This window comes from Labilibaculum antarcticum, from assembly GCF_002356295.1.
Classification (GTDB): Bacteria; Bacteroidota; Bacteroidia; order Bacteroidales; family Marinifilaceae; genus Labilibaculum; species Labilibaculum antarcticum.
The window spans coordinates 5,382,910-5,397,451 of record NZ_AP018042.1 but is presented as its reverse complement, the minus strand read 5'-3'; the positions used below and the strand labels follow the sequence as shown (position 1 = coordinate 5,397,451).

Genomic DNA, 14,542 nt, shown 5'->3' with positions numbered 1-14,542 from the left:
GTATTCTCTACAAAATAACAGAGAGGCTCTTTTTAAGTACGATTTATATTCCCGATACTAAATTCCAACAGACCAAGCTTGGCCCAATTTATTTGCCTTTTTTTTTAATTTGTTCAAATATAAAATACATTGTCGTATGCTTTGAGTAACATTGTTCGGACAGAAACAATATTGAAGAAACACCTAATTTAACAAACTGTAAAGATTGGAAATGGCAATTAAAACATTCCATACGATCGATTGATCAATTCGAGTTTTTAACAGGAATAAAATTTAAGGACAAAGAAAAGCAAGATTTAGTAAAAATGTAAGGAATAACTATAGCTATTCGCACACCTTAATTAACAACATCAATATTGCCAGAAAAATTAAGAATATAAATGTTTATTACAAACAAATTTAATATGGGAAAAAATAGCTTTTGCACATTCGCATCAACCTGCCCTTTATACCAGGAGAAGGAAGATAAAAAAGGAACGGATTTAGTCATTTATAAAAACGTATTCTGCCATCGTGGTTTGGACGGTTGGAATAATTGCAAGCATTATTTAAATTTAATTAATAACAATTCTTCTTCTGATTAACAAGCACGATTCTATTCTGAAATAGCGATACCATTCATTTATGATAGATTTTATTCGTTCCATAACTCTGCTGTTAGTATTACTTAATCCGTTTTTGATAATTGTTTATTTAATAGATATAGTAAAAAAGAAAACATCTAAAGAGTTTTCCAGAATATTGATAAGAGCAGGGATCATTAGCTTCATTGTTTTTTCATCATTTGCAATTTTGGGAGACACTATTTTTAGAAATGTTTTTAATGCTAGTCTTGCTTCCTTTCAAATATTTGGCGGCATTGTTTTTCTTCTAACTGGTATACAGTTTATATTTAAAGGAAGTGCTTCAATTGAATCTCTGCGAGGAGAATCAAAACATATCGCCGGAGCCATTGCAATGCCTATTTTTATTGGTCCGGGAACAATCAGCTATAGTATTCTTATAGGTGAAAGCTTAAGTAAGACGAATGCAATACTTGCAATTGCCAGCACTATTCTAATTTGTGTTTCAATCATTATGCTGTTGAAAAAACTGCACGATAAAATCCACGTTAAAAAAGAGGAGTTGATAGAACAATATATTGATATTGCAGGTAGAGTGATGGCTTTGCTTCTTGGTACAGTATCTGTTGAACTAATCATGTCGGGATTAAATTTCTGGATAAACCAAAAATTCTAATTCAATGCACATAACTGAAATCAGCAAGTTTTATTACTGATTAAAACTTTTGTAAATTCACATAGCAAATAATTAAACCCTACGGTGTTTATTTAAATTTGGTATTCAATTTGAAAACTGATGAATGATTTACAAATACAAACAAAGCCAGAAGTTGATTTTGTTTTCAACCAATACCCTGATTCGGTTCGGAATAAGATGTTAGCCCTTCGGAAATTGGTTATTGAAACTGCTAAAGAAATTGAAGGAATAATAAAACTGGAAGAAACACTAAAATGGGGTGAGCCCAGTTATTTGACTAAAGGAGGTAGTACGCTCAGAATGGACTGGAAATCAAAAAAGCCTGATCAATATGCGATGTACTTTAAATGTACAAGCCGACTTATTGAGACTTTCAAGCTTATTTATAAAGACAATTTTACCTACGATGGGAATAGGGCAATTATTTTTAGAATTGAAGATAGAATTCCAAAAGACGAATTGAAAAAGTGTATTAAAGCGACATTGACCTACCACAAGGTTAAACACTTGCCAACATTAGGGATTTGAGGTAAAACACTGCATTTAACACATAGACCAAGCTCCCAGTTTGGTCTTTTTTATAGTCAAACAATAAAATGTCATATTCTGGATCAGGATAAGCCGACCAATAAAAAATGTCTTTAGAATCCTTGTACATACAACCAATTAAAGTACAATTATATGCATTTTAATTACAATAGCTCTGATGTTTTGTATGTCTAGATTTGTATTGTAATTATTACTAATCAACTGAAATAAGAATAGTCATCAAAACTATTTGTGCAGCAGTTTGATATTTCGGTAATTACATAAAGAGTAAACACATATAAAATTATAAACATATGAAACGTCCATGACAAGGATATTTTGACACACAGGGGGATGATTATTCCAGCATGGTAAGTTCCATATGGCAAAAACTTAAAATTATAAACATATGAAAGCAATAGGATACAAGCAGGCAGGTGCTATTACCGCTAAAAATTCATTGATCGATTTTGAAACAGGAATACCAGAAGTAGGAGTACGTGATCTTTTAGTTGAGGTGAAGGGCATTTCAGTTAATCCTGTAGATGTGAAAATTCGGGCCATGGCACAGTTTGGACCCGAAGAAGGGCAAAACAAGATTATTGGATGGGATGCTGCAGGTATAGTTCGTGAAGTAGGTAGCGAGGTTAGTAAATTCAAAGTTGGCGATGAAGTTTTTTACGCAGGAGAGTTTACTCGTGCTGGTTCTAACGCAGAATTTCAAGCGGTTGATGAGCGTATTGTTGGTAAAAAGCCGAAGTCATTAGATTTTGCCGAAGCAGCAGGTTTTCCATTGACTTCGATTACTGCTTGGGAAATTTTATTCGATTCTTTCGGATTGAAAGAAGGAGAAGGAAAAGGTGAAAGCATTTTGATAATTGGTGCTGCTGGTGGAGTAGGTTCTATCATGATTCAATTGGCAAAAAAATTGACGGGATTAACTGTCATCGCAACGGCATCTCGTCCGGATACTATCGAGTGGGTGAAGAAAATGGGTGCCGATCATGTCATCAATCACCGTGAATCATTAGTCGACCAAATGAAAGAACTAGGTCTTTCACCACGCTATGTGGCTTCATTGAACGGAACAGAGGAACACTTTACGGGTATTGTTGAATTGATTCAGCCTCGTGGACATATTGCTTTGATCGATGATCCTCAAACTTTGGATATCGCTTCAATCAAGTTAAAGGCCTTAAGTTTTAGCTGGGAATTCATGTTTGCCCGTTCTTTATTTAAAACAGATGATATGGTAAAACAGCATGAATTGTTGAATCGTGTATCTGAACTTGTTGATGAAGGAAAATTGATTTCAACTGTGACCACCAATTTAGGAATAATGAGTGCAGAAACCCTTAAAGAAGCACACGCACAACAGGAGAGTGGTCGTGTAATTGGTAAGAATGTACTAATCGGTATCTCAAAATAATAATGAAATTTAGGAGAACTATAGCTGAGGATAGATGATCCTGTGAATACATTTTCATAGTCGTCTTTTAGTTAGCTAAACAAATACTAATGTGAATTAGACCTGGCAGATTTTCGAAATCAGGCAGGTCTTTTTTTGTGAAATAGTTTGTGCTATTCTATATCTCTTGCTTTCAGGTAATAAATAACAAGAAATGAAAATTATTGAAGGAGTAAAATGATGCTAAAGCAAATAGTAGAATGTTTAATATCAGTTGGCTAAAGCCAAACTGTAATAGATAAAATTACAAAGGAGTTATTGATGAACACAAAATATCTATTGCAGTTGCTTTCAAGCAACAGATAGAGAGAAATTTAAAAATAGGCTTTAGCCACATAAAATAAATAATATGAGTCGTGTGCTATAATGAATTAGCTGTGAAATCCTCGTTTTTATTATTGGCAAGAATTTATTAAGCGCAACAAATCTGACTACTATTCCTAAACTCCTTAACTGTCATTCCATAAACCTTTTTGAATGATTTGGACAAATGACTGCTATCCGTAAAGTTTAGCTGATAGGCAATTTCTTTTAAGGAAAGATCGGTATGTAAAACCTTCGTCTCAACAATTCGAAGTTTCGATTTTATAATGTAGTCTGCTAAACTGATACCCGCTTGTTTCTTAAAATATTCAGAAAAATAGGTTTTAGATATGCTAAATTTATCGGCAAGCAAGGGTATTCGTAAATTGTCACTATTAAAAATATGAGTATTGATGTATCTCAGGATATCGCCAAAGCGATTGTCTATTTCATTAGCCTGATCTACATACCTTTTCTCAATACTTCTGGCCAAAATATTCAGAATTGAAGCAATAGATCCAGCAATGATACCTTCAGAATAGCTGTCTGCGGCCAAATATTCCTGATAAATGGATTTGATGTTATCGATGATAAAGTTTCTCTCTCTTTCTGTCGATATAATATCACCTGGCACTTTATTGTAGTTGGCAATTATATAGGCAATCTTATCAAACCAATCTTTATAGCTGGTAAGGCCACCATCTTGTAAAAAGTAATTATCGGTAAACCGGATGAGGTGAAATCTGGAAGGCTCATCAATTTTAAACGAGTGACAATCTAAAGGAGGAAGGAAGAAGATATTTCCTTCCTTATAGGCAAACTCATGTTGATTAATACATTGAAAACCTGAACCTTTTTCAACATATACAATCTCAAAGAAGTTGTGTTTATGCGGTCTTTTTTCCCATGATGACAGTTCTTCAATGTGAATTTCAAATAATTTATTAGTTGATTCTACAAACATGGTAGCTATATTGGTTTTATGGTTCGAATATACGCAATAACTACTGATTAAGGATGTTAATAAAAGGTTAATGTTGCTTTCAGACAGTTAAATCCAATAAAAGTACAATTAAATCCTTTTTATATACAACAAGCACAACTTGTTTTAATCAAAATAACAATGCTTTTGGATACCATTATATCCAATCACGATACAATCTGTAAGAGCATAGTCAGATATATCTTTGTTGCATGGCAATGGAAAACAGAGCTCTGCTGAATTTGAACTTAAACAGAAATAAAAACAGTGTGAATATGAAGAAATTAAGTATTCGTGATGTAATCTAATTGTTGTTGTGTTTAAAAGGTTCGTTATTGATAGTATAGCCTGATTTTACTGAAATATCGGGTGTTTTGATGAGTAATCATTAGTTGTGTAGTTTAAACCGTTTTTATTACAATGTTATAAAGCTAGTGATAGTGTATATTTGTGATGTCAATTTAAAAGAGAGCTTAGTTAAATCAAGTCTTGTGGCAGATGAGTTGCACAAATCAATTGGGGTAAATGAAGCTTGTGATTTGGCTATGGAACTATATTCGATTGTGAAGTTTAAATTGAATGATTAATTTTTTATCAGATAAAAAAAGAAAGCATATGAGTTTTATTAAAAGCATGCAGGAACGTTATTCTACTAAAATGTATGACGCTTCAAGAAAAATTAGCCAGACACAAATAGAAGAACTTAAAGAAATTTTAAGAATGAGTCCGTCTTCTATAAACAGTCAGCCTTGGAATTTCACATTTATTTCCGATATCGAAACAAAAAATGAATTGGCAAAAGTATCACAACACAATAGTGAGAAAGTACAAAATTGTGATACTCTAATAGTGTTCAGCAGAACAAACAATGTTCAGAGCTTTGAAGATGAACTTGCAGAAAGATTACCAAAAGGTGCAGTTGGTTACTATAATCAATTTTTAAAACCAAAAACGAACGAACAGAAAAAAGACTGGTTTGAAAAACAAGTTTATTTGGCATTAGGCGTATTTTTAAGTGCTTGTGCCAATATGGAAATTGATTCGACCCCAATGGAAGGGATTGAAGCGGAAAAATACGACAAAATATTGGGTTTAGAGGATTACAGCTCCATAGTTGCTGTTGCCATTGGGCACAGAGATATGGAAGATTTTAATCAACCAGAGAAAAAAGCAAAATCAAGAAAGATATTAAATCAAGTAATAAATTCAGTTCAATAAGAAATATCATGGCAGATCAAAAATTAACTATTGCAGCAAGAATTTTAGTAAAAGAGGGAAAAGTAGATTTAGTAAAAGCTGAATTACTTAAGCTAATTGACATTACTAGAGCTGAAGAAGGATGCATTAACTACGATTTACATCAGGATAACAATAATAAAAACTTATTCTTATTCTATGAAAAATGGGAAACTTATGATTTTTTGCAAAAACACTTGAACAATATACACTTTGTAGCTTTCCAGAAAGCAACAGAGGGTGCAATTGAAGAATTTGTTGTAAATGAAATGACACAAATTGCTTAGATTATAAAAAAAAGAAAGAATGGACGCAATTAAAATGATTGAAGAACGTAGAGCATGCACCTGCAACTCCACGAAAAAAGGTTGATGATATTTTGCGTTTCGTTTAGATTTTAGAAAAGTACTGGTGCGGATTTGTAATCCGCACTTTTTTCAATATTACCAATCCGAAAAGGATAGGGTATTCTCAATTCATAAATTTTGGCCAAGTTCTCAGCTTGGCCTTTTTTATTGTCCAGAATAAAACACCTTGTCTGAATTTGTAGTAAGCAATAAAATGATGCTAAAGCAAGGCAATAGGAACATTTTAATATCAGTTGGCTAAAGCAATTGTGCTTATGTGGCCTTTTCTCCCATGATGACAGTTCTTCAATGTGAATTTCGAATAATTTATTAGTTGACTCTATCGGTATGGTAGTAATATTGGTTTCTTGGTGTAAAACGAGGAGGTATATATCGTAATGGGTTACTAATTTTGCTTGAAATTGGTATTTATTGCCAATTATCCAATAAATCTACAATTCAAACCATTTTTGTTACAATGTTATGGACTTGGTGATCGCGTAGGTTTGTAATATCAATTTCATAAGAGAGTTCAAACAAATTAATAGTTAAAGTATACAATCATGGCAAGTCAGAAATTAACAATCGTAGCTAGAATTTTAGTAAAAGAGGGAAAAGTAGATTTAGTAAAAGCAGAATTGCTAAAATTGATTGACGTAACAAGAGCAGAAGAAGGATGTATTAATTACGATTTACATCAGGATAACGAAAATCCAAACTTCTTTCTTTTTCATGAGAACTGGGAAAATCGTGAGTTATGGCAAAAACACATGGATGACGCTCATTTAGCTGAATATCTGAAAGCTACAGATGGTGCCGTTGAGGAGTTTATTGTGACTGAAATGACACATATCGCCTAATTATTTATAGAAAATCAGTTTTAAAATTAAGAATACAAAAGACATGAGAAATTTAAATATCAAATTATTAGTAGCAGCTATGCTTGTTTTATTTACAAGTGCTAGCATCAGTGCTCAAACGACTAAACGAACAGAGACAGTTGTTTCATCCGAAACAGTTAGAGCAGGGAACATGACTATCACCAAGTCCGAAAGAATGTTTGTTTCAATAAATCCACTAATGGGCGGAGACGTAAGGGTATACGAACTTATGAAAGATGGCTCTCACAAACCTTACCCAAACGATGAGTATTCTAAAGGAGAGAATTCTATTATCAAAGCAATTATTGGTGTCAGAGCTGATAGTAAAGATAATCTTTGGTTGTTGGATATGGCAAAGAATCAATTTATAGTTTGGGATACTAAAAATGAAAAATTGGTGAAAATAATCGCTATTCCTGAAGATGTAGTAACGCCATTTAGCTTTTTGCAAGATTTTGTGATCGATGAAAAACACAATCGTGTTATTATTGCTGATATGACTCAGGGAGACTTGAAAAGTGCTCCAACTCCTGCCTTTATCGTTATAAATACCAAAACGGGTGAAGCAAGAAGAATGGCCGAAAGTCACTCTTCGATGATGCCTGATTTTGAAGGCGGTTTTGCATTGAATCCAATAGCTATCGACCCTAAATCGAAATGGGTATACTTTGGTGCTTTACACGGCAAAAAAATATATAGAGTGGCAGCTAAAAGCTTCGATACTAACGAAGAGTTAACAGCAGGTATTGTAGAATATGCTCCAAAATCATATAGCGACGGTATTGCTGCTGATAAAAAAGGAAACATTTATGTAACTAATATAGAGAAACAAGAAATTGGTGTGTCTAACGATAAAGATGGATTCAGAACCATTGCAACACTTCCAAAAGGACAAACATGGCCTGATGGATTACACCTTGGAAATGACGGATATCTTTACAGTACAGTTGATCAGTTGAACAGGGTACCTGCTTTTAATAATGGAATAGACGACAGCGTAGGACCATTTATAATTGTTCGCACAAAATTAGTTAAGTAAATACTTTTTATTAGGACTGCGACTCAAAATCGCATTCCTAATTTGTAATCAAATAAAATCATGTCTAAAAAAATAAGGATAGGAGTAACCGATTTATCGTTTCATCACCTTGCGGCTTCATTGGTGGCTACTATTTTAAAGGGAATGGGTTTTGACGTTGAACGAGTATATTCTCCACACGAAGAAAATTTCAAAAAACTTAAGGCAGGCGAAGTGGATCTATTGGCTTCAGCTTGGTTACCATCTAGTCATGGTGCTTATAAGGCAGATACCGAAGAAGTCATTTCATTAATTGAATTAGGTTTGCATTACGAGCCATATGCATTGTGGGGAGTTCCCGATTATGTTCCTGTAAAAGATGTGGCAGAGGTTTCGGATCTTTTAAAACCTGATGTTATTGATAAAATGAAACCTACAATCCAGGGGATTAATCCAGGAGCAGGAATCACACGTTTTTCTATTAAAATGATGGATGAATATGGGCTTAATGATGCAGGCTACCAATTTTTCCCGGGTACTGAAGAAGATTGTTTAAGTGCTTTTGAACAAGCTGTAGAAAACAAAGAGTGGGTGGTTGTGCCATTGTGGAAACCTCAGTTTTTACATTACAAGTACAACATTCGCGAAATAAAAGAACCTAAAGGCCTTCTTGGTATTGTTGATAGAGCAGTGCTTCTTTTGAGAGAAGACAAAAAGGATTTATTTACCAAGGAACAAATACAAAGCTTGGATTCTTTACGATTCTCAAATGATATTATTGCTGAATTGGACTATAAAGTTTGCAGAGATTGTGCAAAGCTGGATGAAGTGACAAAAGAGTGGTTGTTAGCACATCAATGGATTGAGTAATTAAATGTGAAGTTAAAAAAGCAAGATGATGAAGAACATATTAATAACAGGTAGTACAGACGGAATTGGAAAGCTTGTTGCCATAAAATTAGCAAAAGACGGACATTCGATTTATGTACACGGAAGAAACGAAGAAAAAGTTGATACTGCGATATCTGAAATAAGATCTAAATCAGGAAATGATAAGGTACATGGGTTTGTAGCCGATTTATCAGATTTAGATGCCGTAAAAAAAATGGCTCAGCAAGTTAGAGATCAGGTGTCACAAATTGATGTTTTAATTAATAATGCGGGTGTTTTTAAGACTCTGAATTTTTATACTAAAGATGGTTTAGACCTTCGATTTGTTGTTAATTACTTAGCTCCTTTTTTATTAACAAAGGAATTACTTCCCCTTGTAAAAAAGGAGAATGAAGCTCGTATTATTAATTTAAGTTCTGCAGCACAAGCAAACATTTCTTATGAGGCTATGATCGGCAAAGAAAAAATATCTTTCAACGAATCGTACGCTCAAAGTAAATTGGCATTAACCATGTGGAGTTTTCATTTGGCCAAAGAACTCGAAGGTATTGCAATAATCGCTGTAAACCCAGGTTCCTTGCTAAACACGAAAATGGCCAATGCAGCCTATGGTCAATATTGGTCACCAGCGAATAAAGGTGCTGATGTTTTATACGACTTGGCAGTTTCGGAAGATCACAAAGGCATTAGCGGAAAGTACTTCGATAATGATAAAGGTGAGTATGCCAATGCACATCCACACGCTTATGATGAGCTTGAAATTAATAAGCTGATTGACTTTACAAATAAATTGATTGATTAAGAAACGAATATGAATTATACAGGGCCGGTTTACAGGCCTCCTTATGAAGCGAATACGCTGTTGCTACAGGTAACAGTAGGATGTGCACACAACAAGTGTACATTTTGTACCATGTATCGGGATGTGAAATTCTCGATTGATAAAATGGATCAAATTGAGAAGGACTTGCAGGAAGCAAAGCAATTGTATGGCAATGTAAAGCGCATATTTTTGGTAAATGGGGATGCTTTTGTTCTTTCTGCTAAGCGTTTAAAGGCTATTGCTGAAATGATTCATAGATACTTACCTCAAGTTGAGGTGATTACCATGTATGCGTCAATCAACAATATTATCGGTAAAACGGATGAAGAGCTGGTTGAGCTGAGTAAGCTTGGTATTGGTGATTTGTGGGTTGGTGTTGAAACAGGCCTGGGAGACGTACTTGACTATCTTAACAAAGGTGCTTCACTTGCGGATGCTAACAAACAATTGGAGCGTTTGAATAAAGCTGGCATTACTTTCTTTTATGGATTTATGTTTGGAGCTGCCGGAAAAGGCAGGGGAATTGAAAATGCTGAGGCGAATGCAAAATTGATCAATAAAGTTAGGCCTTTGGGTATTGTTCCAACCACACTAAATGTAAATGAAGGAACTAAGCTTGCTAAAGATGTTGCTGAGGGTGTTTTTGAGATGGCTAACGAACAGGAAGTGTTCGAAGAGCAGAAGAAAACAATTGAGTTGGTAGAAGTGGATACTTACTACATGGGGATTCATATCATAAATTCTGTGAGTTTTGATGCGGAACTCCCAAATGAAAAACAGGCCGCCATTGATAGGCTAAACGATGCCATTTCGAATACGGATGAGGCAGTTTTGAACAGTGTCCCTGAGCGTCATACAATTTAAATATTTAGATACAGATACTAAGAACCATAAAATACAAGGAAATGGATGCAATTAAAATGATTGAAGAACGCAGAAGCGTTCGTAAGTTTAAAAATGAAATAGTAGATCGTGAAACGATGAAGGAAATCGTATCGATTAGCCGATGGGCACCTTCGTGGGGGAATTTTCAGGTAGCCAGATATACATTGGTTGATGACAAAGATGTAATTGCGAAACTGGCAACTGATGGTGTTGATGGATTTATTTATAATGTGAATACCTTAAAAGAAGCGAAAGGTGTTGCAGTACTGAGCTTTGTAAAAGGCAAAAGCGGCAAATTGGAAGGTGATGATTATGCAACTTCAAAAGCAAGTGTTTGGGAAGTATTTGATGCTGGTCTGTCTTGTCAAACCTTTTGTTTGACAGCTCATGCCAAAGGTGTTGGCACTTGCGTTTTGGGAGTTATTAATGATAAATCCATTTCTGGCATAGTAGGTCTGCCTGAAGAAGAAACTGTAGCCGCATTAATTGTTTATGGTTACGAGGATGGAGAGCATGCACCTGCAACTCCACGAAAAAATGTTGATGATGTATTGCGTTTCGTTTAAATATAAGAAAGGTGCTGGTGCCGATTTGTAATCCGCACCTTTTCTCAATATTACTACTCCGAAAAGGATAGGGAATTCTCAATTCATAAATTTTGGCCAAGCTCTTAGCTTGGCCCTTTTTTTTATCCAGAATAAAAACACCTTGTCTGAATTTGTAATAAGCAATAAAATGATGCTAAAGCAAGACAATAGGATATTTTAATATCAGTTGGCTTTAGCCAAACTGGAATGGATAAAAAATACAAAGCATTTATTGATAAAAGGAGAAAGTGAAGCATTTATTGCTCTTGCTCTTAAGTGACCGATAAAAGGTTTTTTTTTAATAAGGCTTTAGCCACATAAAATAAATACATTACTTTTAAACCAATATGGAATTTAGTAGCATTTCAACCGCAATAACACGCATGATAAATCAAATCAAATTCAGACTTAAATTTAAAACCTATTGTCTGCTTATGTTAATTGTAATGACATCTTGCACAGAAAAGAAAAAGAGTATCGTAGAAACAGATTTTTGTTCGAGTATTCATAGAAATGATAATGTAACCCTTTCGAAAGAATTGAAAGATATTGACTCACTAATGCAAACCAAAACAGGAGTTTATGTGCTCGAGGATGGAAGCGGTTCGCTGGTAGTCAGAGCATGGTTAAGTGAATATTCCGAAAAGACGATTGATATTCAGTACTTTATTTTTTCAACAGATAATGTGGGTCTTATCGCTTGTGATTATTTAATAAGAGCAGCTGATCGTGGCGTTAAAATTAGAATTATTGTTGATGATATAATGCTTGATGCAGATATTCAGGATATATTAATCTTTGCATCACATGAGAATATTACGCTTAAAATATATAATCCAGGAGTCAATTTGGGGAAGAATATATTTAATAAAATAAAGAAGTTGAGTACCGACTTTAGATCAGCTAATCAACGGATGCATAACAAAACGTTAATAGTAGACGGTAAAATAGTTATCACGGGCGGAAGAAATATTGCCGACGAATATTTTGACTATGATCATGAGTATAATTTTAGGGATAGAGATATTCTGTTGTTGGGTAAAGAGACCGAAAAAGTGACCAATTCTTTTGATGAATTTTGGAATAGCTCTTTATGTGAAAATGTTGAAAGTGTAATTGAAGATGAAACTCTGGATATTAATTCGGATAATAGATTTGATAAGCTTCATGAGTATGCATGCAATCCAGATAATTTTTGGCCACAAATAAGAACAAGAATAGAGAATTTACCATTTACATTTAAGACAATTAAAAATTCTGGTGATTTGATTTGGGTAGATGAGGTTCATTTTATTTCTGACATACCAGGTAAAAATGATGGGACAAATGGATTAGGTGGAGGCGGTGCAACAACTAGTGCTTTAATCGATTTGGTGAAAAGGGCCAAACATTCCATTGATATTCAAACACCCTATTTAATTACCACTGAATTGAGTCAAAATCTATTTCGGGAAGCTGTAGAACGGGGTGTGAGAGTTCGAATACTTACCAATAGTTTGGCATCAACAGATAATGTAGAAGCATTTAGTAGTTACCAAACAGATCGGGAAAAACTCTTGGAAACGGGTGTTAGAATATTTGAGTTTCGGCCTGATGCAGCAGAATGCATCAAAATAATGACAGGGGAATTGCGGGCAAAATTGGATCACAAACCAATATTTGGGCTTCATGCAAAATCTATGCTTATCGATGGAGAAATAACGGTTATAGGAACATTTAATTTGGATCCTAGAAGTGCAAATTTAAATACTGAATGCATGGTTATTGTTCATTCTGAGGAAATCACCAAAGGTGTATTAAAGGGGGTGGAAGAGGAATTTAAGCCCGGCAATTCCTGGGAAACAACATTAGACTACAATCCTGACAAGGAAGTAAATAAGTACAAGCGTTTAAAAACCTGGACGAGAAAAATCCTTCCAAAGGAAATTTTATAGAATTTATAAAACCATTGTAATTAATGGTAAAATTCATTCTTGTGTTTTTGATCAATCAGTATTCTAGAATGCAAAAACGAATTACAATAAAAGGAGTCTTACTAAGTCGTAAAATTGAGCCGATGTATCCTTATCACAATAAAATAAAACAACGTATTAAGAACAACGAATTGGAGCGTTATGAATACGTAGAAAAATACAAAAATATTTGTCCATGCATGTTGCTTTATTTTTCTACAGAACCTAAAATCAGACCTATCCGGGAACATCGGTTCAAAGAATATGAAGAGATTTTCAACAAGTTTTAATCTAAAAAGAAGATGATTTCCACTTTACTAAATGATTGTACATTATTCGTTTAGATTTATTGCTTTATATTCCATAAATTTGGGTATGCACGTAAATGATAAAAGAATAAAATTGATTGTTCAGCGAAGAATTGTATTTTTTTCTGTTATTATTTTTATTGCCAAAATTGGAGCTTACCATCTAACCAATTCGGTAGGAATTTTAACGGATGCCTTAGAAAGTACCGTAAATGTTGCTACAGGTTTTATTAGTCTTTATAGCATTAGCGTAGCTTTGAAACCACGAGATATCGATCATCCGTTTGGTCACGGTAAAATAGAATCGATATCGGCTTCCATTGAAGGGATTTTGATTGTGTTGGCAGGTCTGGTTATTATTTTCGAAGCAGTTAAACGTTTGTATAATCCCCGTGAAATTGAACAACTAGATATTGGAATTCTGATAGTAGCTGTGGCAGGTTTACTAAATTACGTATTGGGTTACTTTAGCATTAAAACTGGAGAAAAACACAATTCAATTGCTTTGGTTGCTGGGGGAAAACATTTGCAATCGGATACATACTCTACCATAGGTCTGGTTGTTGGTTTGGGGGTGCTGTTGCTAACAGAAAAAGCATGGCTCGATAGTGCAATTGCCATGCTGTTCGGTTCAATTATTATTTACACTGGTTATAAAATTCTAAAAGAAACAACATCAAATTTAATGGATGAGGCTGATTTTAAGTTGTTGAGTGACATGACTAAAATTCTGTGGGAGAATAGAAATAAAAACTGGATTGATATAAGCAATTTGAAATTATTGAAATATGGAGATGCCTATCATATTGATTGCGACCTGACATTACCTTGGTACATGAATATTGCCGAAGCTCATAAAGAGGGGGATGAGGTAGCTAATAAGATCTCAGAATATTTTCCATATCCTATCGATTTCACAATACACACGGATGCCTGTAACAGCAAAATGTGTAAGAATTGTTCCATTTTCGATTGTAAATTTCGCGCTTCCAAATTTGAGGAAGAAACAATTTGGACCATTCAAAATTTGATAAAAACGGCAGTAATCTAAATCATCAGCAATAAAATTTGAT

The 14,542-nt window shown here is 34.2% G+C and carries 15 protein-coding genes; 14 read left to right on the top strand and 1 reads right to left on the bottom strand.

Going from position 1 to position 14,542, the window contains the following annotated elements; translation table 11 throughout:
- The first annotated feature begins 624 nt into the window (after positions 1-624).
- The 3 genes from ALGA_RS21490 to ALGA_RS21480 all read left to right on the top strand — a co-directional run bounded on the left by ALGA_RS21490 (position 625) and on the right by ALGA_RS21480 (position 3,217).
- Entirely contained in the window at positions 625-1,239 is a 615-nt protein-coding gene (locus ALGA_RS21490) for a MarC family protein (protein ID WP_096432847.1), read from the top strand.
- A gap of 120 nt (positions 1,240-1,359) precedes the next feature.
- A complete protein-coding gene (locus ALGA_RS21485; protein ID WP_096432845.1) occupies positions 1,360-1,788 on the top strand; it encodes a DUF1801 domain-containing protein in 429 nt (142 codons plus the stop codon).
- A gap of 409 nt (positions 1,789-2,197) precedes the next feature.
- Positions 2,198-3,217, top strand: a complete 1,020-nt coding sequence (locus ALGA_RS21480) for a zinc-binding alcohol dehydrogenase family protein (RefSeq protein ID WP_096432843.1) — start codon at positions 2,198-2,200, stop codon at positions 3,215-3,217.
- Between the two features lie 451 nt (positions 3,218-3,668).
- Here ALGA_RS21480 and ALGA_RS21475 read toward each other — a convergent pair whose 3' ends face one another.
- Positions 3,669-4,523, bottom strand: a complete 855-nt coding sequence (locus tag ALGA_RS21475) for an AraC family transcriptional regulator (protein WP_096432841.1) — start codon at positions 4,521-4,523, stop codon at positions 3,669-3,671.
- Between the two features lie 597 nt (positions 4,524-5,120).
- On the opposite strand from ALGA_RS21475, the gene ALGA_RS21470 reads away from it, so the two are divergent.
- The 11 genes from ALGA_RS21470 to ALGA_RS21420 all read left to right on the top strand — a co-directional run bounded on the left by ALGA_RS21470 (position 5,121) and on the right by ALGA_RS21420 (position 14,520).
- Positions 5,121-5,759: a nitroreductase family protein gene (locus ALGA_RS21470; protein WP_197705644.1), complete on the top strand. Its 639-nt coding sequence runs from the start codon at positions 5,121-5,123 to the stop codon at positions 5,757-5,759.
- 8 nt (positions 5,760-5,767) lie between these two features.
- On the top strand, positions 5,768-6,064 hold the full coding sequence (locus ALGA_RS21465) for a putative quinol monooxygenase (protein WP_096432839.1): 297 nt from the start codon (positions 5,768-5,770) through the stop codon (positions 6,062-6,064).
- Positions 6,065-6,687: 623 nt separating this feature from the next.
- The gene (locus ALGA_RS21460; protein ID WP_096432837.1) at positions 6,688-6,984 is read left to right on the top strand and encodes a putative quinol monooxygenase; all 297 of its coding nucleotides are present in this window, start codon (positions 6,688-6,690) and stop codon (positions 6,982-6,984) included.
- Between the two features lie 43 nt (positions 6,985-7,027).
- Positions 7,028-8,044 carry an L-dopachrome tautomerase-related protein gene (locus ALGA_RS21455; RefSeq protein WP_096432835.1) on the top strand — a complete coding sequence of 339 codons (1,017 nt, stop codon included), beginning with the start codon at positions 7,028-7,030 and terminating at the stop codon, positions 8,042-8,044.
- Between the two features lie 60 nt (positions 8,045-8,104).
- On the top strand, positions 8,105-8,893 hold the full coding sequence (locus ALGA_RS21450; protein WP_096432833.1) for a glycine betaine ABC transporter substrate-binding protein: 789 nt from the start codon (positions 8,105-8,107) through the stop codon (positions 8,891-8,893).
- Between the two features lie 28 nt (positions 8,894-8,921).
- Positions 8,922-9,716 (top strand): SDR family NAD(P)-dependent oxidoreductase, encoded by a 795-nt coding sequence (locus ALGA_RS21445; protein ID WP_197705643.1) that lies wholly within the window; start codon positions 8,922-8,924, stop codon positions 9,714-9,716.
- A gap of 9 nt (positions 9,717-9,725) precedes the next feature.
- Positions 9,726-10,601, top strand: a complete 876-nt coding sequence (locus ALGA_RS21440) for a radical SAM protein (protein WP_096432829.1) — start codon at positions 9,726-9,728, stop codon at positions 10,599-10,601.
- A gap of 41 nt (positions 10,602-10,642) precedes the next feature.
- Entirely contained in the window at positions 10,643-11,188 is a 546-nt protein-coding gene (locus tag ALGA_RS21435) for a nitroreductase family protein (RefSeq protein WP_096432827.1), read from the top strand.
- A 467-nt stretch (positions 11,189-11,655) separates the two neighbouring features.
- Complete coding sequence (locus tag ALGA_RS21430; RefSeq protein WP_197705642.1) at positions 11,656-13,143, top strand: phospholipase D-like domain-containing protein; 1,488 nt, start codon at positions 11,656-11,658, stop codon at positions 13,141-13,143.
- A gap of 23 nt (positions 13,144-13,166) precedes the next feature.
- Entirely contained in the window at positions 13,167-13,451 is a 285-nt protein-coding gene (locus ALGA_RS21425) for a hypothetical protein (protein ID WP_197705641.1), read from the top strand.
- An 85-nt stretch (positions 13,452-13,536) separates the two neighbouring features.
- The gene (locus tag ALGA_RS21420; RefSeq protein ID WP_096433809.1) at positions 13,537-14,520 is read left to right on the top strand and encodes a cation diffusion facilitator family transporter; all 984 of its coding nucleotides are present in this window, start codon (positions 13,537-13,539) and stop codon (positions 14,518-14,520) included.
- Positions 14,521-14,542: the final 22 nt, after the last annotated feature.